Raw genomic sequence first — 22372 nt, forward strand, 5'->3', positions numbered from 1 at the left:
ACTATCTGTATAATATCCTTGTTCATCCGCTTTAATCTTTTAAATACAAGTCCTGATAAATCTGTGAAATCTCCATACTTGATCATTTTACAACCAAGTAACACTCAAGTAACAACTCCGTAACGAGACAACGGAAGTGTTACGGAAGTGTTACGGAGTCGTTACTTAATCGTCTATATAACAAGTAGTTATTTAATCAAACTGAATTCCGATTATTAATCCAGATTAAAGATAATTTTTAACCTTTCCATTACTTCTTTCAATCCTATCCGGCGGATACCCAAATTCTTTATATTTATTGTTGTATCATTTTCTATCAGGAAAATGAAATCTCTAAGATCGTTTTTTACGGAAAGAGGTAATTCAATTATTTCATTTGGCTCAAGAACAGGGAATAAACGAAATACATCATTTTTATGCTTATTTAGCTTTTGGGAAGTTATGTTTTCCCCCTCAGCCATACTTTTAGTCATATTCAAATATGCCTTGGCTTTAAGAATGATAATGTATGCAGGTCTCAGACAAGATAACCCGTTTATATCCATTAAACCATTCTTGATCAAAGAATAATAATTATCATCAAGAATTATAGCTGAAAGCGAAGATAGTTCATTATCTATGGGAATGGGAGTGATTCTGCCATAACCTTTAAAATCTATTGTCTCAGGGATTCTGGAAAAAAGCTCTATCTGCTCAGGATATATTGCATTAACCGGATTGTTAAACCGGTAACACTTTTTTTCTTCTTTATTTTGAAAAATACTTCTATAATTGCCTTTTTCAATAAACTCCCAGAACGCCCTTCCAAATTCCGCACTAAGTGCTTCAACAATAAGGACGATATCTAAATCTCTTGTTGCTCTGAAAGTTAAACCTGATTGAGATAAAATTTCTGAACTTGCAGCTCCTCCAATTAGAACATATTGCTCCTTATAATCAATAAAATGTTCTCTAAAAGTAGTTAGCCCTCTTACCATTTAATTTTCTCCATCATTTCCTCCAGTGCCATTTGCACTCTTTCATCTGGTTCTTCCTTAAGGCATAAAAACAAAGATAAAGGATCAACATAGTCCTCTGAAGTAATTAGTTTGGGATTATAACGCCATAATTGCAATTCATTCGTCTGCTCTTCCTTATAGGGTATCTCCACTAAATCGGGAAATTTTTTGGCAATAATGCGAGTAGTTGCATAACTTTCATAATTTTCAGGAGTTAACATACTATACTTTGATAGAGCAGAAAACCCTGCAAGGCAGAAAGGAACCTGCCGATTTAGCCGAAACCAAATTACTTTATTAATGGGATTAAAAAAATAGGGTTGGGCTTTTTCCCAAAGTTCTTTACCGGTAAAAAGCCAATGAATAGGTTTTTCTTTCCCACATTCATCTCTCGTTATCAACTCGTATTCAGTCAATTCTCGGAAAGCCCTGGATACATACATAACATTCAAATAATACTTTTTAGCATACATTGAAACAGTTGAAAGCTGATATTCTTTTTCCAGTAGCGTCCTAATTATTACAACTTGAGTTAAAGAACTGAAACGATTTCTCTTTTTTACCTCTTGGGAACAGGATTCGTTAAAAAGAATTCCCAGATGGGGTAAATATATTTGATTATCAGGTATAATAAATGATATTCTCTCTTTAATGAAAGCTCTCCTTAAAGATGGATTAATAGATTTACTTAAATAGATTACTTTTATTCCAAACCTATTTTCCAAAATATGAGAGTGTAATTTTACGACTTTAGCCGTTAACATATCTTTTCCTTCAATCAAAAGATAATGCTTCCCATTTAGAGTAAGATCATAGAATATATATTTTTCTGAAAAGAAGTGAGGAAGTTTATATCCAATATTATTGTGTCTTATTTCTACCTTAACATCCAGCATATTTTCCAGATACTCTTTTGTTTTTAAGGCGATATTCTTCATTTTTGTCTCCTCATTAACATTTTTTTGTGCTCATTAACATAGTAACTGTTAATGAGAAAAAAGCAAGTTAATGATCTAATTATTATATGTGTTATGGTTTCTATTTATTTTCCCATTCATTCCGAACAGTAAGTCATAAGTCGTCACTGCTTATATAACTTTGCACCTCAATAAAACAGCACAAGTAATTAATAGACATATTTAGCAATTAGTTTAGGGATATTTAAGAATAAAACCAATTCCGTAAAAATGATAGGTATTAACGACGGGGCTGTCCCAAAACTAACTTTTAGTTTCGGGAAAGCCCCTTTTATAAAATCTCAACCTTCTCAACTTTCTCAACCTTTTTCAACGAGGGGCTTACGCACCCATCGCTATCATTGTATCGCCCTGCGGGCTTTGAAAAAATCTCAACTTCCTCAACCCTCTCAACCTTTTTCAACGAGGGGCTTACGCACCCATCGCTATCATTGTTTCGCCCTGCGGGCTTTGAAAAAATCTCAACCTTCAAAACCTTCTCAACCTTTTTACTTCATTCTTCATTTCTTGAACACATACTTGCCCTTGATGTCCGTTTTCATCTGCATATTTTGCAGTTTGCTCTCCTCATCAAAATTCGCCTGCAGATAAAGTCCTGTAGCGCTATTAATCATAAAATCTTTTTTTTCGGTTTCATCCTGCTGATAGAAATAGCTCACTTCCCCTTCGGCAACAAACCTGCGTAGTTGTTCATCCAGAAAATCCATAGTAACGATGTCTGCATCCACAGTATTTTTCTTCTCTTTAAAGCGTTCTTCGGCAAAATCAATATGGCAGGAATCAATTAATTCGGCTTTAACCAATTCCCTTTCTTTCATAAAGAGATGAAATTCGGTAGCTTTAGCATCGGCAAAATCAGAAATAAATTTTGGTTCACCGGTAAAAATTGCCTTTTCTTCTTCCAGGAAATAGATTAAAAAATCGCTGGTGGTATGGAATTCACCTCTCTCCACCTGAACATTAAAAGTAGCAATAAGTTTGCGTTCCGGTTCAAAATATTCCATTTTTTCAGCCGCTACAGCAAGTGTATCTTCTATTCCTGAAGTAATATAGGGTTCATCCAACAGCAATGCATATCCTTTTCCTCTATCCCATTGTGCATAGCCGCATTTCACCCGGGCATTTTCCTGATAATCAAAACCGCGCACTCTGCTCCAGGTAGTAAGGATATCATTTTTTTTGTCATAAGTAGCAAAATTGCTTTTAATCCAACGGTAGATGCCTTCTTTAGTTCTTTCGGTAGCAGTTATTCTACCACCCAAATTCATCAAATCCGGAATGCGATAATAAGCTAAAGTATCAGCTTCCAGTGTTAAACTATCATTTTTTACAATTACATTTCCCGAAAGTCGGGCAATTTTTTGTTTATCTAAAATCAGAGCATTCCGACAAAGAAATTCCACCTCTCCGTAAAAGAAATGAACATTGCCGTTAAGTTCCAATGCCTGTTCATTTTCCATTTTAGTCATAAACAGTTTATCGGAATGAATCAGACGAAATTCCTCTTCCCCCTTTTTTTTGCCAAATAAAGGCAGTAAAAGAAGAAACAGTAGAAAGAAAACAAAACCCTTTTTCACCATTTAATTTCCTTTTCTTTCACAATGCCCTCAGCCGAAACAGCATCCATTTCTACATAACTTAACTGACTATTAGTTCGTAAATTTTGCCCTCGCATTACATCTCCTGCACGAGTAATCGTTACCATTAAAGGAGCAGTAATTTCATCTACAGACCTGTCCCAAACCATTTTTTGAGTAGCCACAGTTCCATTCGGAGAGGTAAGAATAGCATTTCCATTGGCAAAAATTAAATTTCTGGCATCATCAACAATAGTTGTATCTGCTTTAATCACAGAACTTATCTGGTTATTTTTGTCATAAGTGGTAAGGGTTACTTTATAGGCATACAGCAAACGCCTATCGTAAAATCTTTCTATTTTTTCCGCTTCCAGATAATATTCACTACGGTCATTGTCCAGTTGTGTCAGTTTAACATTGTAACTGATTTCATCGGGCAAATCGCGCGGCAAAACTCCCGTTGCCGATTGCAAGCTATCTTGTTGACAGGAAGTTAGCAAAATAAAAGCGCTAACCGATACTATCCAGATAAGCCAGAACCGTTTTTTCATAGATGCCTTTTCGCATAAGCACATAGTTTATCAGGTCTCTTGCAGCACCTTGTCCACCTCTATATTCGGAAACCCAATCAGCTATTTTGGCAACATCGGGTTGAGCATCAGCCGGAACTGCAGAAAAAGCTACTTTACGCATAACCGGAACATCATTCCAGTCGTCTCCCATATAAGCAACATTGGTATAAGATAATTTCAAGTCCTTTAGCAAGTTATCCAGACATTTCAGCTTATTGGTTATATTTTGAAACAGATAAGGAATATTCAAATCGCGACAGCGTCTTTCCAATGCTTCAGAACTTCGTCCGCTGATAACACTGATCATAATATCCGTTTTTTGTAGCAGTTTGAAACCCAGACCGTCATGCCCATGAAAATGTTTCAATTCCAGATTGGTTGAACCATAAATAAAACGACCGTCAGTAAGCACCCCGTCACAATCAAAGACCATTAGTTTGAGATCATTCCAGGGAACTACCCGTTTATTGGGTTTAACAAGTGTTGTTTTACTGTACATTTCTATTTTCCTTATAGTTATTTATAAAACTTGCAAACAGCTCTCCAAAAGGGATTCCATTTTTGCCAAAGGAAGCATACTGGCAGAATCACTTTTTGCTTTATGCGGTTCCGGATGTGTTTCTATAAAAAGACCTTTGACCATTCCTGTAGCCATTGCTGCTTTAGCCATTGGTAAAGCAAATTCGGGATTGCCACCGGAATAATTTCCCACAGAAGGTCTTTGCAATGAATGAGTTACATCATAAACAACAGGATAGCCAAATTGGTGCATAGTAACAAAACTGCGAAAATCCACAACCAGATTATGATAGCCAAAAGTAGTTCCGCGCTCTGTTAGCAGAATTTGTTTATTACCTGTGCTACTTGCTTTTTCGGCAGCTAATTTCATATCCTCGGGAGCCATAAACTGCCCTTTTTTGATGTTAATTATTCTACCCGTAACAGCAGCTGTCCTGATTAATTCTGTCTGCCTGGAAAGAAAAGCGGGAATTTGTAAAATGTCACAAACCTCTGCAGCAGAAGCAACTTCAACACATTCATGCACATCGGTTAGAACCGGAACATCAAATTCCCGTTTTATTTTACTCAATATTTTAAGCCCTTCTTCTCTTCCCGGACCGCTGAAGGAATTTACAGAACTGCGATTGGCTTTGCTGTAAGACGATTTAAACACAAAAGGAATGCCTTTTCGGGCACAGAGTTCTTTCAAGGTCTCTGCCACCGTGAACATTATACTTTCTTCTTCAATCACACAGGGTCCTGCAATCAGGAAGAAATTTTGGCTGGAGGCAAGTTCTGTATAGAGTTTATTCATTAATTTCAGAACAGCAATGCTGTTTTCTCCTTCATCTGGAAATATGTTTAACTCTTTCCCAGGAAAAACCTTCTCTGCCGAAATGACCATAAGAAGCAGTAGGAAAGTATATGGGTTTACGAAGGTCTAAATAATCTATGATGCCTTCCACTGTCAAGTCAAAGTTTCTGGCAATAATTCTTTCTATTTCCGCATCGCTTTCTTTTCCGCTGCCAAAAGTATCTACCATTAAAGAAACGGGTTTGTGTTCACCAATCACAAAGCTGAACTGAATTAAACATTCACCGGCTAATCCACTGGCAACAATACTTTTGGCAATATGCCTTGCCATATAAGCTGCGCTCCGATCAACTTTAGAAGCATCTTTTCCGGAAAAAGCACCTCCTCCATGTTGAGCCCAACCACCATAAGTATCCACAATAATTTTCCTTCCGGTTAATCCTGTATCAAAAGCAGGACCTCCATCCTGCCAAGGACCTAAAGGATTGATTTTGATTTCACAATTCTTGGTGTCAAAATAGCCCTTGCATTCATCTTCAATATCGGCTATAGAAGGAAGGATAACCAACTGCTTTATTTGTTCTTTCAGTTCCTCAAATTCGGTTTCACTCACAATATCGTGGTGAGTAGAAATAACCAGACATTTCAAATCCACTGCTTTACGCCCCAAATAACGCATAGAAACCTGACTTTTGGAATCGGGCAACAAGTGTTTTATAGTTCCGTTTTTTCTCGCCGAGGCAAGATTAAAAAGCAGCTTATGTGCCAGTTCAATAGGAACGGGCATCAGATTTTTCGTTTGAGAACAAGCATAACCAAACATCAAACCTTGATCTCCTGCTCCGGTATTTTCTTCTAAAGCGGCTTCCTGTTTATGTAAATAGTTATTTATTGAGCAGTTATAATCAAAACCCTTGTCCGGATGAATATAACCAATATCCTTAATTGTTTTACGCACAATTGTTTCAATATCTATAGTTGCCCGCGAAGAAACTTCCCCCGAAAGAACTATCCTGTTTTCCGTAGCTAATGTTTCACAGGCAACTTTGGAATGAGGATCAGCTTTTAGATAGGCATCCAAAATAGCATCCGATATCTGATCGCAGATTTTATCCGGATGACCTTCCGAAACAGATTCCGAAGTGAAAACATAGCCATTTCTGTCTGTGTTGTTAATTGCATGTAATGCTGCTGTCATTTATATCTCCTAATTCTTATTTCTTTCTTTCTTTACTGCCCTTAAAAAAAGCCGGCTGCTAAAGCCGGCAAAAATTTTTATACCGCACTTTAGCACATTTTGACTGCGGAGCAAAGGGCAAATCACCGCTCTTCTAAAAATGGTACATCTTCGGGGATTCGAACCCCGGACCCACTGATTAAGAGTCAGTTGCTCTGCCAACTGAGCTAAAGATGCACTGTAAATTTGGGTCATATTTTTTCAGAGGAGCATAATGTCAAGCAAAAAGGGGAAATAGTGAGATGGAATCCGGAAGGTCAACCTCCTGAGGTCAATCCAGATACAAAAGGAAAATGGTTTGGTAACTTCTTTTTTGGCAACAAGAAACATCATAGCTATAGATAAATTATACCTATTAATTTGCCGGATAGGAATTCGGTAATCCTATTGTATAAGCAGTTACAGTAGCGGAAAAAGAGGCAATTTTAACCTTTTACAGGGTAACAACAAGAGAACATTTCCCTTTACTAAAAAACCGCTTTAGAAAAAATGACTATGGCATTACTTTTGAAAAAATAAGCAAAAAACAGGAAAGAAAAGAAATGGAAAACCAGAGCCCTCTGGAAAAGCTGAGAGCAAAACGCGCTGCAGCACTTTTAGGCGGTGGAGAAAAACGCATCGCTGAACAACACGCAAAAGGTAAACTCACTGCAAGAGAAAGGATTGCCCTTTTGGTTGATCCTGATAGTTTTGAAGAATTTGATATGTTCGTAACTCATCGTTGCACAAATTTCGGATTGGATAAATATATTCATCCGGGAGATGGTGTGGTAACAGGTTGCGCAACAATCAATGAAAGAATGGTCTATATTTTTGCCCAGGATTTTACGGTTTTTGGTGGTTCTTTATCCAAGACCTACGCTGATAAAATCTGCAAAATAATGGATATGGCACTAAAGAACGGTTGTCCTGTTATTGGACTGAATGATTCCGGTGGAGCAAGAATTCAGGAAGGCGTTGATGCTCTTGCTGGTTACGCGGAAATTTTTTGGCGTAATGTAATGGCAAGCGGAGTGATACCTCAAATTTCGGCAATTTTAGGTCCCTGTGCAGGCGGAGCTGTATATTCACCTGCCATAACGGACTTTATTGTTATGGAAAAAAGCAACAGCTATATGTTCGTTACTGGTCCTAAGGTTGTTAAAACCGTATTAAATGAAACGGTTACTAATGAGGAATTAGGTGGCGCAAAAGTTCATACCAGCAAAAGCGGTGTAGCTCATTTCATAGCTAATAGCGAAGAAGAAGCAATGCTCACTATCAAACTTCTGCTAAGTTACTTGCCTTCCAACAATTTGGAAGACCCACCTTATGTTCCGAGTGCTGATCCTATAACTCGTAATTGTGATGTTTTGAATAATCTTGTTCCTGAAAATCCTAATAAGCCCTACGATATGCTGGATGTGATTTATCCGATTGTTGATGATGGCGAATTTTTGCAGGTGATGAGTAATTTTGCCCAGAATATTATTGTCGGTTTTGGCAGGATGAATGGACGTAGTGTAGGAATTGTAGCTAATCAGCCCAAAATTTTAGCCGGTGTTTTAGATATTGATGCCAGTATTAAAGGAGCTCGTTTTGTGCGATTTTGTGATTCTTTCAATATACCTTTGGTAGTTTTGGAAGATGTTCCCGGTTTTTTACCCGGCACAATGCAAGAGCATAATGGAATTATTCGTAACGGGGCAAAACTTCTTTATGCTTTTGCGGAAGCCACAGTTCCAAAAGTTACTGTTATTATCCGTAAAGCTTATGGAGGTGCATATTGTGTTTTAAACAGTCGTCATATGCGTGCGGATATAGTTTATGCCTGGCCCTCTGCCGAAATTGCAGTTATGGGTCCTGATGGAGCAGTGGAAGTTATTTTCCGTAAAGAAGCAATGGCTGCAGAAAATCCTAAGGCGGTTCTTCAGGCAAGAGAAAAGGAATATCGGGAAAAATTTGCCAATCCCTTTATTGCTGCGGAAAGAGGATATATTGATGATATAATTGAGCCCTCGGAAACAAGATTTCGTTTAATTAGAGCTTTGGAAATGCTGGCAAATAAAAAGGACAGCATTCCTCCTCGCAAACATGGCAATATTCCTTTGTAAGGTATTGGCAATGCGAAAAATAATGTCTCTAACCCTTTTTACCTTATGCGTCTTAAGCAGTTGGGCTCAAATAAACTCTGTGGAACAAACAATATCTGATAGTTTAGCTTTAGCACGGGAAAAAGAAATTATTTCCGAATATGGTTTTCGGGATACAGCTACCCTTGCTGAAGTAGCCAACAAACTGCAAATTAAGGATATAGACCGCTGGAAGAGCTATCTTGGTTTGGAACCGCATAACGAAAAACTGGATAAAATGAGTTTAAGAAAACTGGGTATAACACCTTATAAGGCACTTCTGGCACAACAATACAGCATTTATGGCTTTACTGAACTTTCCACTTTGGAAGAAGTTGCCACTGCACTTAAAATGCCCGTGAAAAAAATCAAACAGGAAATCGGACTGGATAAGCCCAATTCTCCAAAATGGGATTCTTACTCTTTGCAGTCCTTGAACTTAACCCCTGAAGACATCAAAAAAATTCACAGGGAATTTGAAGAAAAAAGTTTGAATTTCGGACTTAATGTAACACTGGTAGGAATGTTAACCGTATTTACCGCTCTCCTTATTACCAGTATTATAATCGGGCAATTGAATCATCTGAACCGTCCTGCCAAAGAAAAAAAGGCAGACCTGAAAATTACTCCCGGAGGAAAAGTTCGTTCTGCTTCCGCTACTTTAAATCACAATGTAATAGCTGCTCTTGTTGCCACTATCTTTTTGCATGAACAATCCCTGGAAGAAAAAAGAAAAATTGCCTTAACCTTTAAACGCACTCCTACAAATCAATGGCGTGCCAGCGCTATGTTAAATATGCCCAATCGGGAAATGTATCTTAAGCGGAGATAAATAATGAAGACCTATAAGTTGTTGATTAATAACGAACATTTTGAAGCCAAAATTGTGGAATACAGTCCCACCCACGCTAAAATAAACCTGAATGGAACGGAATATCTGGTTCAGATAGAAGACGATAAAATTCAAAGTATTCCCAAGCTTGCTGCACAGGAAAAAGCAGTTCCTTTGGCTCCTGCATTCAGCAGTAGTGCCGATCTTTATTCCGGGGAAATTCGTGCTCCTCTTCCCGGAGTGATAGTTTCTATTCTTGTTTCCCAAGGCGAAGAAGTGAAAAAAGGTCAGGCAATTCTCATTATTGAGGCAATGAAGATGCAAAGTGAAATTGCTTCTCCCTTTGACGGCAAAATAGATAAAATATTTGTGAAAGAACGAGCTCCCGTGAAGGAAGGAGATTTACTGATGACCATTACCGGAGCTGAAATTAAAGTTCCTCCTCAAAGTAAGCCACCGCAACCAAGCGTAGAAGAACCGATAGGAAAAAAAGCAGTTACAGAAAAAATTCTGCGTGCACCTCTTCCCGGAACCATTATGGATATAAAAATCCAAGTTAATGACTATGTGCACGAGGGAGATGTTGTTTTAGTTCTGGAAGCGATGAAAATGGAATCCGATATTTACAGCCCCAGAACAGGGAAAATAAGCAAAATATATGTGCAAAAGGGAGACCTCGTGCAGGATAATGACCCCTTAATTGAGTTTGAGGATTAGCTTTATGCAGGAATTAAGCCAATTTATTCAAACCACAGGTTTCTTGAATGTTACCTGGGGAAATCTGGTAATGATAATCTTCGGAATGATCTTTGTCTATTTAGGTGTAGCCAAAGAATTTGAGCCCCTGCTTCTGATTCCTATCGGTTTTGGCATTATCGTGGGAAATATGCCTGGCGTTGCCCAACAAGGATTAGGAGTGATGAATGAGGGTTCCGTTTTAAACTATCTTTATTTCGGTGTTAGTAAAAGCATTTATCCTTCCCTGATTTTTTTAGGAATAGGAGCAATGACCGATTTTTCCACTTTAATTGCCAATCCGCGACTTATTTTATTAGGAGCTGCAGCCCAATTTGGAATATTTGCTACTTTCATAGGCAGTATCCTTTTAGGATTTAATGTTTTAGAGGCAGCCTCCATTGGCATAATCGGAGGAGCTGACGGACCAACTTCCATTTTTTTAGCTTCCAAACTGGCGCCTCACCTTTTAGGTTCAATAGCTTTAGCAGCATATTCCTATATGGCATTGGTCCCTATAATTCAACCGCCGATTATGAAATTACTCACCACTAAAAAAGAGCGTCTTATTCGGATGAAGCCCTTGCGAGTGGTTTCCAAAAAGGAAAAAATAATTTTCCCCATTGTTGCTTTTGTAGTTACCACCTTCATTTCTCCAGGCAGTGTTGTTCTTCTGGCAATGCTTTTTTTAGGCAATTTATTAAAAGAAAGCGGAGTAACGGAACGCCTTGCCAATAGTGCCAGAACCGTTTTAATTGATGTAGTAACCGTTTTAATCGGTTTAACTGTTGGCGCCAAAACCACTGCAGATGTTTTTTTAACACCTGCTACACTGAAAATATTTTTGCTGGGTGCTTTTTCTTTTGCTGCTGCAACTGCTGCCGGCGTTCTTTTTGCCAAAATTATGAATCTCTTTTCCAAAAACAAGATTAACCCTTTAATTGGAAATGCCGGTGTATCTGCAGTTCCTGCTTCAGCACGCGTTTCCCAGGTAGTTGGTCATCAATATGATAAAACAAACTATCTGTTGATGCATGCAATGGCTCCTAATGTTGCAGGAGTTGTTGGCTCTGCAATTGCTGCAGGTGTCCTTTTAGGAATTTTAGGAAAATGAAACAAAATAAACACAACAAAACATATAGGAGGCAAAAATGCCAAAAGTCCTGATTGCAACAGAAAAACCCTTTGCCGCAGATGCAGTTCAGAAAATTAAGGCAGAGCTTGAAAAAGCCGGTTACGAATACTCCTTTTTGGAGAATTATACCGATAAAAGTGAACTGCATAATGCCTTAGCTGATGCGGAAGCAGTAATTATCCGCAGTGATATTATGGATGAGGAAGCTTTTAATTCCGCTCCTAAACTTAAAATTGTTGTCCGTGCTGGTGCAGGTTATGACAATATTGATTTAAAAGCCGCTACCGCACATAATGTTGTAGCTATGAATACTCCAGGGCAAAATTCCAATGCTGTTGCCGAACTTGCTATCGGAATGATGATTTATATTGCCAGGAACAAATTTAACGGCAAATCCGGAACGGAACTCTCTGGTAAGACACTTACTCTGTATGGTTTTGGTTGGGTTGCCCGTTATGTGGCAAAAATTGCCAAAGGCATCGGAATGGATGTTTATGCCTACGATCCTTATCTGCAGGATGATGTGATGTTAAAAGAAGGCGTTAAACCCTTGCATAGTGTAGAAGATGTCTTCAAACTGGGGGATTATATTTCTCTGCATATTCCGGCTACTGAAGAAACTAAAAAATGCGTTAACTGGAATCTTTTATCTTTGGTAAAAGAAGATGCCGTTCTTGTTAATACAGCACGGAAAGAAATTATTGATGAAGAAGCACTACTTAAGGTGTTTGCCGAAAAGAAAAAATTCCGTTATGTGAGTGATGTAGCTCCGGATAATAGTGCTGAAATATTAGAACTGTATCCAGACCGTGTTTTCTTCACTCCGAAAAAAATGGGAGCCCAAACCAGCGAAGCAAATACTAATGCCGGAATTGCTGCCGCCAAACAAATTATTGCCTTCTTTGAGAAAGGCGATACAACTTACAAAGTAAACTAAAAACTACCCTCCTCCTCGATTACAACGGAAAGCTTATCTTCAGCTTTCCGTTGTTTTCTCTCTGAAGAACAATCTGCACTAAAAAGGTTGAGAGGGTTGAGAAGGTTGAGAGGGTTTAGATGGTTGAGAAGGTTTAGAAGGTTTAGAAGGTTTTGAAGGTTGATAGGGTTTAGATGGTTGAGAGGGTTGATAAGGTTTAGAAGGTTTAGAAGGTTGAGATTTTTTCAAAGCCCAAAGGGCGACACAATGATAGCGATGGGTGCGTAAGCCCCTCGGAAAATGTAAGCCCCGATTTCTTTTTTTTTCTTCTTCCCATTTTCCAAAAGCCCGCAGGGCGACACAATCATAGCGATGGTAGCGTAAACCCCTCGTAAAATGTAAGCCCTGACTTCTTTTTTTTTTTCTTCTTCCCATTTGCCAAAAGCCCGAAGGGCGACACAATGATAGCGATGGTGGCGTTAGCCCCTCGTTAAATGTAAGCCCCGACTTCTTTTTTCTTTTCCTCTTCCCATTTGCCAAAAAGCCCAAAGGGCGACACAATGATAGCGATGGAGGCGTAAGCCCCTCGGAAAAAATTAAGAAACAACCATCTATCTTTTTCCACTGTTCCCCGGTATAAATATCTTGAAAATACCTTTCATCCTATTCCACCCAGAGCTAATAAATCTTGATAGTTATTTGCTTGATATATAGTAAATTCTGTAACGACTCCGTAACACTTCCGTAACACTTCCGTTGTCTCGTTACGGAGTTGTTACTTGGTTGTTACTTTGTTATAAGATGATGAAGCAAGCTGAAAAAGATAATAAATTAAAGGCGAAGCAATTAACAGGAGGGCGGTAAATAATGATGTTCCTCCCTTTTGGCTAATCGGGATTCGGTAACTTCATAACTAAGTACTATTATTATAAGATTTTATTTTCTTATTGAAACGAAAATCTTGGATACCTGTCGTTCCTACGGAACTCTCTCTAAAAGAAGGAGATATGTTGCTTATTTACACTCTTTGCGCCGGGTTGAAACCCGTCGTTAATACCTGTCGTTCCTACGGAACTCTTTCTGATACAAGGAGATATGTTGCTTATTTGCACTCTTTTCACCGGGTTGAAACCCGTCGTTAGTATCTGTCGTTCCTACGGAACTCTCTCTAAAAGAAGGAGATATGTTGTTTTTATCTGCTCTTTGCACCGGGTTAAAACCCGTCGTTATTATCAGTCGTTCCTACGGTACTTGTTTTTAAAGAGAAAGGCATATTGTAAGTTCTTTCTCTTTCTTTGGGTTAAGCCCAAATATTAAAATCGGGATAAATGGGGCAAAAAATTCTTTATTCACCAGAGCAAATGAATATTTCTAAAGGAATTGATACCTTCAGCATTTACTTAAGTCAGAATTTACAAACCCGTAAGTTGCAACAAAAAAAGATTTTTACGAAATTACCGCAGTCCAAGAAAAATACTTTTATGCGGTTTTGGATTCCTGGTTGCGCCGAAATCCAATGCTTAAAAATCTTATCTTTCTTTGAAATTAATAGGAAGCTGGAGTTCAGAATACCGATTTGGTATTGAACTCCAGCTCGTTAAAGGGTTTTTTAGTATTGATAAGTTAAAGAAATCATTGAGGCAAGGCCATTGGTTTTGCCACCAATGAATTCAGGTCCGTGATGCAGAAAATCGTGTTCCAGAACAGCATCTATGCTGAATTTGCCAAAGTTGAAGCCCAAACCAAGGTTCATTACAAATTCGGACTGATATTCCGAATCTTCGAACTCCCCATCTCCGCTTGGCTCATCTTTTTCGGAATAAAATACATAATTCTGACGAGCTCCCACGCGTCCAGTCAGCCAACGGGTAATTTTTGATTCCACAGCCAGATTGTATTCCGGAACATAGATAAAACTATGCGACATTTTATGCGAGCCGTTAATTCCCTCTTTTGACACTTCTATACTTTCGGAAGCGAAACGAATGGGTTTAAAGCCAAAGATGATAGTATTAGTATCGTTGAGTTTGTAGTTAAGGCCTGCTCCAACTTCAATCATAAAATTGTTACCATCAGTTGTTTTCTCTACAGGTTTATTTTCCGGGTTTGGAGTATCTATTTTCTTACTATCTATATTAAAATATCCCTTACCCAGACACATTACATCAAAATCCTGATTTTGCAGTAAATAATATCTGCCTGCAAGATCAACTCCAAAGCGGTAGAATTCATCATTGAAATCCTTATAAGTAGTCAGTTCATTCTCTGCTGAACCACCTGCATATTTAACTTGCAATCCCACATCACATTTGTCTGTAGACATACCTCCGCTTAAATCAAAGTAATAAGCACTGGACTTTTTATAAATATCAAGAGTATCAGAAAGATCATTTTTGATATTGTCTATAGCCATACCAAAGCCGATACCCCATTTGTCCCAAAAACCAAGGTATAATTGAATCTTTTTGCTTAGGTCCAAATCACCGCGGGAATACAAATTTGGAGATTCGGAATCATACAGCATATCATCTACATTAATGCCTGTGAGGGTATTTAGATAAATTCCCCCCACACATTTCTTGATAGGAAGGTTTGCTCCCAAAGTCCAATCGGGATTTGATCCGGGGGACTTCAATTCTCCAATAACTTGAGTTTTATAACGATTAATGGCTCCAGGATAAATTGAAATTTCAGAATTATCCTTAATATAACCATAAGGAAAACCGAGACCTGCCATTCTGCTCTCGGTAGCAAATAAAGTTCCAGCAACTAAAATAATTGCCGGAATGAAGAGAAAAATAAGGTTGCGTTTCATTTTCTTACCTCACTTTTTTATTTTCTCTGGCTGATCTAAGCCATAATATTTTTTCAGTGATTAAAAGAGAATTTGGAAAATTTATTACTGCTCCCATCTCCAACTTTGGCAACTTATGCATCACTCCGCTAATAAAAGAAATATTTCTTTTATTCGGGCACTTCTTGAGTTTTGGAACACCCCAAAGTTTTGTTTCAGTACTCAACTTCTCATAAGACATAATATTATATACTCCTAAGCTATTCATTATGAATAATAACAACAACTTAAAACCTCTTTATAATATTTTAATCCATAACTATCATTCTGGCAAGAAATATTTTTAATTTCCAAGAATTACAGAAAAAATAAGAAAGATGTTGACGAAATAACCGCCATCTACGGAAAATGCATTTATGCAGTTTTAGATTCCTGCTGGTGCAGGAAGGATAAAGGTGAAAAGTAATACTAATATATACAGCAGTCCTAAAAAATGGAGAATAAATGCAAATAGACGGAAAACAATACCTTTCGGTATGGTTTGAAAACGAACGGGTTAAAATGATAGACCAGAATAAATTACCCTTTGAATTCCGCATTGCGGAATACAGTAATTATCTGGAAATTTGTGATGCCATCAGAGAAATGACCGTTCGCGGAGCTCCTGCAATTGGAGCTGCAGGTGCTTATGCCATTGCCTTGGCAGCTCAAAATGCCCCGGAGGAAAAATTCCGTGCCTATTTACGAACTGCCAGAGATGAACTTATAGCTACGCGTCCTACAGCCATTGATCTTCGCAATGGGGTTAATTATGTTTATGAACAAACCATCAAGTTTATTCCTGATTATAGGCATTCGCGTCAGGTAGCTATTTTAGCGGCACGGGAATTTGCCAAAAAAAGCATTGATGACTGCTATCAAATAGGCAAAATAGGCAGTGAAATAGTTCCTCAGGGAGCTCGTATTCTAACTCACTGTAATGCAGGTGCGTTAGCAACTGTAGATTGGGGAACTGCTTTAGCTGTAATTCGGATTGCCCATCAACAAAATAAGGATATATTTGTTTATGTGGATGAAACCCGTCCCCGTTTTCAAGGTGCACGCTTAACTGCCTTTGAACTGGAACAGGAAGGCATTCCGCATACGATAATTACAGATAGCGCTAGCGGTTTTTATTTCTGGAAAAAGGAGATTGATTTGGTGATAACCGGTGCCGACAGAATTTGCCTTAATGGTGATATAGCTAATAAAATAGGCACTTATGAAAAGGCAGTGTTAGCCAAAGAACATAAAGTACCTTTCTATGTAGCGGCACCTTTTAGCACTTTTGATTTAACCACTAAAGAAGGAGCCGATATTCCTATTGAAATTCGGGATGAAGATGAAATTAAACGCATCAACGGAACCTATCTTGCCAATCCAGGTTCACCGGCATTAAATCCTTCTTTTGATATAACTCCTGCCAAACTTATCACTGGAATAATCACTCCCAAAGGTATTTTTAAGCCCAAAGATGCAGCCAGGCAGGTACAGATATGATTTTTGACATCGTTTTGGAAGGTGGCTCTATAATTACTATGGATGACAAAAACAGGATTTTGTCACAATCCTGTATAGCTATCAAAGATGGTAAGATACAGGCTATTTTCCCTATTGGCAGTTCCTCTTACGAAGCAAAGCAGAAAATAGATACCCGTAATTGTTTTATTATTCCCGGTTTAATCAATATGCATTCCCATTTGCCAATGACCTATTTTCGCGGTTTGGCAGATGACCTGCCGTTAAATACTTGGCTGCAGAAATATATTTGGCCCCTGGAAGCAAAACTGATAAAACCACAATTGGTGTATGATGCAACTCTTCACGGTGCCAGTGAAATGATTAAAAACGGAATCAGCACTACCAACGATATGTATTTTTGTATGAATTCTATAGCGGATGCCTGTTCCCAAGTCGGTTTAAGGGTTTTTATCAGTGAAGCGTTGATTGATAATGAATCCCCAAAAGAATATAGAGATAACACTATCGGAAGAAGAATTACTCAGCTGAAAGAAGAATATAAAGATAATCCGCTTATTGATTTTACTTTAGCTCCTCATTCTATATATGCTTGTAGTGCTCAGACCCTGAAAACCTGTGCTAAGATAGCAAAGGATAATAACATCCTAATTCATACTCATCTTTCCGAAATTAGGGAAGAAGTAGAGAATTGCCTTAAAATTCATAAATTGAAACCTGTGGAATATTTGAAAGAATTGGGTCTTTTAGAGGTGCGAGGTATTTTTGCTCATGGAATTTGGATTGAGGAAGAGGAAATGGAACTTTTAGCAGAAAAAGGGCTTAGCAGTATTGCTATTTGCACAGAAAGTAACCTGAAACTCAGTTCCGGTTTTGCCCCTATTAAAAAGTATCAGGAAAAAGGCATCAATCTCTGTTTAGGCACCGATGGAGTTGCCAGTAACAATAATTTGGATTTACTTACAGAAATGTCTGTAACTGCCAAACTGCATAAAGCACTGAATAATGATCCTACAATGCTTCCCGCTCAAGAGGCATTCGCTTTTGTTACCATCAATGCGGCAAAGGCATTAGGTAAAGAAAAAGAACTTGGCTCACTGGAAACAGGTAAAATTGCCGATATTGCTGTTGTTTCTTTACAGGAACTGGAAAATAGTCCCGTTTACAATCCTTATTCGCTTTTGGTTTATGCCATAAACAGTCACAGCATTCGCGATATGATTATTCAGGGAAAAATAGTAATGCAAAACCGCCAACTCTGCAATGTAAATGAACAGCAGATTCTGGATAAGGCAGCTGAGTATAAGGAAATGATTTTACAGGCAACAGAAAAATGAAAACCATCAAAAATCGCCGTGCTGAGCACGATTACTTTATAATCCAAACCCTGGAAGCAGGTATTGCCCTAAAAGGAACGGAAATAAAATCCATTCGTGCCGGAAAAGTGAATTTTAAGGATAGCTATGCCAAAATTGAAGATGGAGAATGCTGGCTACATAATTTGCATATCAGTCCCTGGGAAAAAGCTGCCTACTTTAATCACGAAGCGGAACGCAAACGGAAACTGCTGTTGCATAAACACGAAATAAGACGCTTAAAAACCAAAGTGGAAGAACAAGGTATGACTCTTATTCCTTTGGAGTTATTCATCAATGATGAAGGACTTTGTAAAATAACCCTCGCTTTGGCTAAAGGGAAAAAGGCGTATGATAAAAGAGAAGTTATGCGCAAAAAAGACCTGGAAAGAGACCAGGAAGGTTGATGTCCTCGTCAACTAAAGAAAAATATGTATACCGTAACAGTAGAATTTATCGGAAAAGATATTAACACGGTTAAAAATGAACGACGAGGATATCGTTCTTCCTAAGAAAAGGAAAGTATATGGAAAATCAAGTTACCCCATTTGAAACTCACCTAAACCGCATTACTTTTTTCCTGAACGGAGAAAAGATTACTGCAGATATTCCTGCCGGTCTTTCTACTCTGGATTGGCTGCATACTCAAAAACAGCTCTATGGAACAAAATGTAGTTGTAATGAAGGTGATTGTGGTGCCTGCACAGTTGTTATTGCCTACCCTTTTGAAGGCATAATTACTTATCAGGCAATAACCTCCTGCCTCTATCCTACAGCCAAATTACACGGTAAACACTTAATCACCATTGAGGGTTTGGGCACTCCGGAAAAATTGCATCCCATTCAGCAAGCCCTGTTAACAAATCACGCTATTCAATGCGGTTATTGCACTCCCGGTTTAGTAATGAGTTTATTTGCTTTGTTTGCTATGCAGCCACACCCCGATAGAGAAATGACCTTATCTGCTCTGGAAGGAAATCTTTGCCGTTGTGGCACTTATCAAAGTATATTAAATGCAGTGGATGAACTTGCCGCCAACCAAAGTGTAAAAGATATAGTCCCTGCCTGGTGTAGAGAAGTAGAAAAGGATTTATTCCGTTTTACCCCAAAAGAGGCAATGTTGGTTACTAAAACAGATATTCCCCAACAGGTTAACTGCTATTTAATCCCAACTACAACTAAACAGCTTTTTGACCTTTATGCCGAACATCCGGAAAGTGTTTTTATTGCAGGCGGAACGGATATTATGGTGCAGAAAAATATTAACCGGAAGGAGTTTCCCTTTTTAATAGACCTTACCCAAATCCCGGAACTCAACCGTCTTTATCTGCAGCAGGATGGTTTGCATATTGGTTCTGCAGTAACCTACAATCAGCTTTGGGAATCCGGAATCGTAAAGACCGATTTTCCTGTTTTACATAATCTTATTGCCCAAATTGCTTCACGGCAGATACGCAATTTGGGAACTCTGGGAGGCAATATTGCCAATGCTTCACCTGTGGGGGATACTATACCTCTTTTAATGGTTTTAAATAGCTCTTTGTGGCTGCAATCCAAATTGGAATTGAGGCATTTACCCTTAAAAGATTTCTTTTTAGGTTACCACAAAACAGCTCTGCAAAAGGGAGAAATTATCAAGGAAATCATTATTCCTCCGCTAACTGAAGACAATTATGTAAAAACCATTAAATCAGCCAAACGCAAGAGTGTGGATATTTCTTCCGTGATTACCGCAGTAAATATTGAACATAAAAACGGACGGATTACAAATTCCGCATTGGCAATAGGTGGGGTTGCTGCCTTACCGCTCCTTTCCAGAAAATTCCCAAAACTATTGAAAAGTAAACAAATTAAAGCTCTTGATCCAGCTGTTATTATAAAAGAAGTGGAAAGTGAATTTGAACCCTTAACCGATATTCGCGGAACTGCCTTATTTCGCAGAGAACTAATCCGCAATCATCTTATTTTATATCTGCAGGAACTACAGGAGGAAGAAAAATGAACTCGGAGACATATCATCTTTCAGGAACCTTGCATCTTTGTGGAAAATCCCATTTTATAGCTGATGAACCACCTTTACAGGGAGAACTTTATGCCAAATTTCTCTTTTCTCCTGTAGCGCATTCCCTTATCACCAAATTAGACATATCTGCCGCTGCAAAAATGCCGGGTGTGGTGAAAGTTATCACTTCTGCCGATATTCCTGGGATAAATCAAATAGGCACAGTTATTAAGGATGAACCCCTTTTCCCAGAAAAGGAAATTATGTATGTAGGTCAGCCACTGGCAATGGTGCTGGCAGAAGATGAATATATAGCGGAACTTGCAGTTAAAAAGATTATTCTGAAATTGGAGGAATTACCTGCCATTTTTGCTCCTGAAGATGCCTACAGTAAAAAACAGGGATATATTCCCGAACGCAAAATAGAAAGCGGAGATATAGAAAATACCTTAAAAAATGCCCCTTACACCTTGAAAGGCAAAACGGCAACTACAGGTCAGGAACATTTTTATCTGGAAGGTCAACGCTGTTTGGCTATTCCTTTTGAGGGCAATAGAATCACTTTGCAGACAGCTACTCAAAGCACAATGGAAGTTCAGGAAGTTGCTTCCCGGGTTTTAGGGATTCCGGCAAATGATGTAATCATAGAAGTTCCCCGTTTAGGGGGTGCCTTTGGCGGAAAAGAACGCGGAGCTACAATTTGGGCTTGTATGGCTGCCTTGGGTGCTTTTTTAACCCAAAAACCCGTTTTAGTAAAGCTCACTCGGGATGAGGATATGCACTACACAGGTAAAAGGCATCCTTTCACTTCTCTGTGGCAAGTTGGCTATGATGAAACAGGCAAAATATTGGCTTACGATTTATTGCTTTTAGCCAACGGTGGTGCTTATACCGACCTTTCTATAGCCATTTTGGAAAGGGCTATGTTTCATAGCGATAATGCTTATTTTATACCTAATATTCGCATTAGGGGTTATGCGTGCAGAACTAATTTACCTCCTAATACGGCTTTTCGTGGTTTTGGAGCTCCTCAGGGCATTTTTGTAATTGAAAACATAATGGATAAAATTGCCGCTCAGTTAGAGCTTGATCCTTTGGAAATACGCAAAAGGAATGCTTATCAGAATGGACAACTAACTCCTTACGGACAAGAAATAACGCAGAGTCAGTTAAATAATATTTTCGCCAAATTGGCAGATAAAGCAAACTACGCTTTACTCCGGAAAGAAGTGGCTGAATTCAATAAACACAATTGTCGTTATAAACGCGGAATTGGTATTACTCCTGTAAAATTCGGCATTTCTTTCACTACTACCCTGATGAATCAAGGTTCTGCTTTGGTTTGGGTCTATATAGATGGTAGCGTTTCCGTTTCTACAGGAGGAGTGGAAATGGGTCAGGAACTTTCTACAAAAGTAGCAATCGTCGTTTCCCGGGTTTTGGGAATTCCGGTAAACAAAATTAGAGTGGAAAGCAGTAATTCTCAAAGAATTGGAAATGCATCACCTACAGCTGCTTCTACAGGAAGCGATATCAATGGCAATGCAGCACGCCTTGCTGCAGAAAAAATTAAAGACAATTTAGCTCATTGTGCAGTTCGGCTAATTCAGCAGAAATATAACCAAACAATAGACATTAAAGATATTGTTTTCAAGGACAACAGGGTCTTTGGTAAAGAATATTCTGAAACCTGCGTAAGTTTTGAAGAATTGGTTCGTTTTGCCCATTCGGAAAGAGTTCCTTTAGCTGCTTACGGTTATTATAAAACTCCCGGGTTGTGGTTTGATAAAGAAAAGGGCTTGGGGCATCCTTTCCACTATTATGTTTATGGAGCTGGTTTAGCAGAAGTGGAACTGGATACTTTGCTGGGAGAACATAAAGTTCGCAAACTGATTATTGTTCACGAAAACGGAAATTCCTTAAATGAGGCAATTGACCGCGGACAAATTGAGGGAGCTGTTTTACAAGGAATTGGCTGGTGCACTATGGAAGACCTGAAATATGATGCAAAAGGGGTTTACCTCAGTGCCAATCCTTCTACCTATAAAATTCCCGATATTCGCGATTTACCCGAAAAATTGGTTATAGAAATAATTCCCTCCCTCACTGAAGAGGCAAGTGTTTTTGGCTCTAAAGGAATTGGTGAGCCACCTTTTATTTATGGACTTTCTGTCTTTTTTGCTTTGCAGTCCGCATTCAAAGAAGCAAATCCGGAAAAAGAACTTAGCTTTCCTGCCACTCCCGAATCCCTGATACAAAGATAACGATGACGGCGTAAGCCCCCCGGGAAATGAGGAA

At 38.6% G+C, this 22372-nt stretch carries 22 protein-coding genes and 1 tRNA gene; 11 read left to right on the plus strand and 12 right to left on the minus strand.

The window, feature by feature from the left end:
• Positions 1-215: 215 nt before the first annotated feature.
• The 9 genes from CLOAM_RS08280 to CLOAM_RS08320 form a co-directional block, all read right to left on the minus strand.
• Positions 216-977, minus strand: a complete 762-nt coding sequence (locus tag CLOAM_RS08280; RefSeq protein ID WP_015425453.1) for a hypothetical protein — start codon at positions 975-977, stop codon at positions 216-218.
• Positions 971-1936 carry a hypothetical protein gene (locus tag CLOAM_RS08285; protein WP_015425454.1) on the minus strand — a complete coding sequence of 322 codons (966 nt, stop codon included), beginning with the start codon at positions 1934-1936 and terminating at the stop codon, positions 971-973. Before CLOAM_RS08285 ends, CLOAM_RS08280 begins: the two co-directional genes overlap by 7 nt.
• 310 nt (positions 1937-2246) lie before the next feature.
• Positions 2247-2447 carry a hypothetical protein gene (locus CLOAM_RS08290; RefSeq protein ID WP_044279108.1) on the minus strand — a complete coding sequence of 67 codons (201 nt, stop codon included), beginning with the start codon at positions 2445-2447 and terminating at the stop codon, positions 2247-2249.
• A 28-nt stretch (positions 2448-2475) separates the two neighbouring features.
• Positions 2476-3555, minus strand: coding sequence for an LptA/OstA family protein (locus tag CLOAM_RS08295; protein ID WP_015425455.1), 1080 nt, complete (start codon positions 3553-3555; stop codon positions 2476-2478).
• Entirely contained in the window at positions 3549-4103 is a 555-nt protein-coding gene (gene lptC / locus CLOAM_RS08300) for an LPS export ABC transporter periplasmic protein LptC (RefSeq protein WP_018197737.1), read from the minus strand. Before lptC ends, CLOAM_RS08295 begins: the two co-directional genes overlap by 7 nt.
• On the minus strand, positions 4063-4623 hold the full coding sequence (locus CLOAM_RS08305) for a KdsC family phosphatase (RefSeq protein WP_015425457.1): 561 nt from the start codon (positions 4621-4623) through the stop codon (positions 4063-4065). The genes lptC and CLOAM_RS08305 overlap by 41 nt, the downstream gene beginning before the upstream one ends.
• Positions 4624-4644: 21 nt before the next feature.
• On the minus strand, positions 4645-5439 hold the full coding sequence (gene kdsA / locus CLOAM_RS08310) for a 3-deoxy-8-phosphooctulonate synthase (RefSeq protein WP_044279109.1): 795 nt from the start codon (positions 5437-5439) through the stop codon (positions 4645-4647).
• Between the two features lie 31 nt (positions 5440-5470).
• Positions 5471-6637 carry a methionine adenosyltransferase gene (gene metK / locus CLOAM_RS08315; protein ID WP_015425459.1) on the minus strand — a complete coding sequence of 389 codons (1167 nt, stop codon included), beginning with the start codon at positions 6635-6637 and terminating at the stop codon, positions 5471-5473.
• Positions 6638-6777: 140 nt separating this feature from the next.
• Positions 6778-6853: transfer RNA gene (locus tag CLOAM_RS08320), tRNA-Lys, on the minus strand.
• 365 nt (positions 6854-7218) lie between these two features.
• Here CLOAM_RS08320 and CLOAM_RS08325 point away from each other — a divergent pair.
• From CLOAM_RS08325 to CLOAM_RS08345, 5 genes are read left to right on the plus strand one after another with little or no spacing between them, the layout of a single operon-like run.
• Positions 7219-8769, plus strand: a complete 1551-nt coding sequence (locus tag CLOAM_RS08325; RefSeq protein ID WP_015425460.1) for an acyl-CoA carboxylase subunit beta — start codon at positions 7219-7221, stop codon at positions 8767-8769.
• A gap of 10 nt (positions 8770-8779) precedes the next feature.
• The gene (locus CLOAM_RS08330) at positions 8780-9619 is read left to right on the plus strand and encodes an OadG family protein (RefSeq protein WP_157860027.1); all 840 of its coding nucleotides are present in this window, start codon (positions 8780-8782) and stop codon (positions 9617-9619) included.
• A 3-nt stretch (positions 9620-9622) separates the two neighbouring features.
• Positions 9623-10336: an acetyl-CoA carboxylase biotin carboxyl carrier protein subunit gene (locus CLOAM_RS08335; RefSeq protein WP_015425462.1), complete on the plus strand. Its 714-nt coding sequence runs from the start codon at positions 9623-9625 to the stop codon at positions 10334-10336.
• Positions 10337-10340: 4 nt separating this feature from the next.
• The gene (locus CLOAM_RS08340; protein WP_044279110.1) at positions 10341-11468 is read left to right on the plus strand and encodes a sodium ion-translocating decarboxylase subunit beta; all 1128 of its coding nucleotides are present in this window, start codon (positions 10341-10343) and stop codon (positions 11466-11468) included.
• A 37-nt stretch (positions 11469-11505) separates the two neighbouring features.
• Positions 11506-12426 (plus strand): 3-phosphoglycerate dehydrogenase, encoded by a 921-nt coding sequence (locus CLOAM_RS08345; RefSeq protein ID WP_015425464.1) that lies wholly within the window; start codon positions 11506-11508, stop codon positions 12424-12426.
• A 78-nt stretch (positions 12427-12504) separates the two neighbouring features.
• On the opposite strand, the gene CLOAM_RS09870 is transcribed toward CLOAM_RS08345, so the two are convergent.
• Entirely contained in the window at positions 12505-12840 is a 336-nt protein-coding gene (locus CLOAM_RS09870; RefSeq protein ID WP_044279111.1) for a hypothetical protein, read from the minus strand.
• Between the two features lie 512 nt (positions 12841-13352).
• Between CLOAM_RS09870 and CLOAM_RS09765 the strand changes: the two genes are divergently transcribed.
• Positions 13353-13547 carry a hypothetical protein gene (locus CLOAM_RS09765; RefSeq protein WP_157860028.1) on the plus strand — a complete coding sequence of 65 codons (195 nt, stop codon included), beginning with the start codon at positions 13353-13355 and terminating at the stop codon, positions 13545-13547.
• Positions 13548-14014: 467 nt separating this feature from the next.
• On the opposite strand, the gene CLOAM_RS08360 is transcribed toward CLOAM_RS09765, so the two are convergent.
• Together CLOAM_RS08360 and CLOAM_RS08365 are read right to left on the minus strand one after the other, a co-directional pair.
• Positions 14015-15220, minus strand: a complete 1206-nt coding sequence (locus tag CLOAM_RS08360) for an outer membrane beta-barrel protein (RefSeq protein WP_015425466.1) — start codon at positions 15218-15220, stop codon at positions 14015-14017.
• A 4-nt stretch (positions 15221-15224) separates the two neighbouring features.
• Positions 15225-15440 carry a hypothetical protein gene (locus CLOAM_RS08365; RefSeq protein WP_044279113.1) on the minus strand — a complete coding sequence of 72 codons (216 nt, stop codon included), beginning with the start codon at positions 15438-15440 and terminating at the stop codon, positions 15225-15227.
• A 263-nt stretch (positions 15441-15703) separates the two neighbouring features.
• Between CLOAM_RS08365 and mtnA the strand changes: the two genes are divergently transcribed.
• The 5 genes from mtnA to CLOAM_RS08390 all read left to right on the plus strand — a co-directional run bounded on the left by mtnA (position 15704) and on the right by CLOAM_RS08390 (position 22338).
• Positions 15704-16738, plus strand: coding sequence for an S-methyl-5-thioribose-1-phosphate isomerase (mtnA, locus tag CLOAM_RS08370; RefSeq protein WP_015425468.1), 1035 nt, complete (start codon positions 15704-15706; stop codon positions 16736-16738).
• On the plus strand, positions 16735-18054 hold the full coding sequence (locus tag CLOAM_RS08375; protein ID WP_015425469.1) for an amidohydrolase: 1320 nt from the start codon (positions 16735-16737) through the stop codon (positions 18052-18054). Before mtnA ends, CLOAM_RS08375 begins: the two co-directional genes overlap by 4 nt.
• Positions 18051-18479, plus strand: coding sequence for an SsrA-binding protein SmpB (gene smpB / locus CLOAM_RS08380; protein ID WP_015425470.1), 429 nt, complete (start codon positions 18051-18053; stop codon positions 18477-18479). The genes CLOAM_RS08375 and smpB overlap by 4 nt, the downstream gene beginning before the upstream one ends.
• A 119-nt stretch (positions 18480-18598) precedes the next feature.
• A complete protein-coding gene (locus CLOAM_RS08385) occupies positions 18599-20074 on the plus strand; it encodes a xanthine dehydrogenase small subunit (RefSeq protein WP_015425471.1) in 1476 nt (491 codons plus the stop codon).
• The gene (locus CLOAM_RS08390) at positions 20071-22338 is read left to right on the plus strand and encodes a xanthine dehydrogenase molybdopterin binding subunit (protein ID WP_015425472.1); all 2268 of its coding nucleotides are present in this window, start codon (positions 20071-20073) and stop codon (positions 22336-22338) included. The genes CLOAM_RS08385 and CLOAM_RS08390 overlap by 4 nt, the downstream gene beginning before the upstream one ends.
• Positions 22339-22372 lie beyond the last annotated feature (34 nt).

It is taken from the genome of Candidatus Cloacimonas acidaminovorans str. Evry, assembly GCF_000146065.2.
Lineage (GTDB): Bacteria > Cloacimonadota > Cloacimonadia > Cloacimonadales > Cloacimonadaceae > Cloacimonas > Cloacimonas acidaminivorans.

What these genes read in the sequence shown, in the direction of transcription:
- CLOAM_RS08295 (WP_015425455.1), bottom strand. Translation starts at nt 3,555, where the DNA reads ATGGTGAAAAAGGGTTTTGTTTTCTTTCTACTGTTTCTTCTTTTACTG.
- CLOAM_RS08330 (WP_157860027.1), top strand. Translation starts at nt 8,780, where the DNA reads ATGCGAAAAATAATGTCTCTAACCCTTTTTACCTTATGCGTCTTAAGC.
- CLOAM_RS08285 (WP_015425454.1), bottom strand. Translation starts at nt 1,936, where the DNA reads ATGAAGAATATCGCCTTAAAAACAAAAGAGTATCTGGAAAATATGCTG.
- smpB (WP_015425470.1), top strand. Translation starts at nt 18,051, where the DNA reads ATGAAAACCATCAAAAATCGCCGTGCTGAGCACGATTACTTTATAATC.
- CLOAM_RS08305 (WP_015425457.1), bottom strand. Translation starts at nt 4,623, where the DNA reads ATGTACAGTAAAACAACACTTGTTAAACCCAATAAACGGGTAGTTCCC.
- CLOAM_RS08375 (WP_015425469.1), top strand. Translation starts at nt 16,735, where the DNA reads ATGATTTTTGACATCGTTTTGGAAGGTGGCTCTATAATTACTATGGAT.
- CLOAM_RS08345 (WP_015425464.1), top strand. Translation starts at nt 11,506, where the DNA reads ATGCCAAAAGTCCTGATTGCAACAGAAAAACCCTTTGCCGCAGATGCA.
- CLOAM_RS08360 (WP_015425466.1), bottom strand. Translation starts at nt 15,220, where the DNA reads ATGAAACGCAACCTTATTTTTCTCTTCATTCCGGCAATTATTTTAGTT.
- CLOAM_RS08340 (WP_044279110.1), top strand. Translation starts at nt 10,341, where the DNA reads ATGCAGGAATTAAGCCAATTTATTCAAACCACAGGTTTCTTGAATGTT.
- lptC (WP_018197737.1), bottom strand. Translation starts at nt 4,103, where the DNA reads ATGAAAAAACGGTTCTGGCTTATCTGGATAGTATCGGTTAGCGCTTTT.
- CLOAM_RS08365 (WP_044279113.1), bottom strand. Translation starts at nt 15,440, where the DNA reads ATGTCTTATGAGAAGTTGAGTACTGAAACAAAACTTTGGGGTGTTCCA.
- mtnA (WP_015425468.1), top strand. Translation starts at nt 15,704, where the DNA reads ATGCAAATAGACGGAAAACAATACCTTTCGGTATGGTTTGAAAACGAA.
- CLOAM_RS08390 (WP_015425472.1), top strand. Translation starts at nt 20,071, where the DNA reads ATGAACTCGGAGACATATCATCTTTCAGGAACCTTGCATCTTTGTGGA.
- CLOAM_RS08385 (WP_015425471.1), top strand. Translation starts at nt 18,599, where the DNA reads ATGGAAAATCAAGTTACCCCATTTGAAACTCACCTAAACCGCATTACT.
- CLOAM_RS09870 (WP_044279111.1), bottom strand. Translation starts at nt 12,840, where the DNA reads ATGGGAAGAAGAAAAAAAAAAAGAAGTCAGGGCTTACATTTTACGAGG.
- CLOAM_RS08335 (WP_015425462.1), top strand. Translation starts at nt 9,623, where the DNA reads ATGAAGACCTATAAGTTGTTGATTAATAACGAACATTTTGAAGCCAAA.
- CLOAM_RS08325 (WP_015425460.1), top strand. Translation starts at nt 7,219, where the DNA reads ATGGAAAACCAGAGCCCTCTGGAAAAGCTGAGAGCAAAACGCGCTGCA.
- CLOAM_RS08280 (WP_015425453.1), bottom strand. Translation starts at nt 977, where the DNA reads ATGGTAAGAGGGCTAACTACTTTTAGAGAACATTTTATTGATTATAAG.
- kdsA (WP_044279109.1), bottom strand. Translation starts at nt 5,439, where the DNA reads ATGAATAAACTCTATACAGAACTTGCCTCCAGCCAAAATTTCTTCCTG.
- metK (WP_015425459.1), bottom strand. Translation starts at nt 6,637, where the DNA reads ATGACAGCAGCATTACATGCAATTAACAACACAGACAGAAATGGCTAT.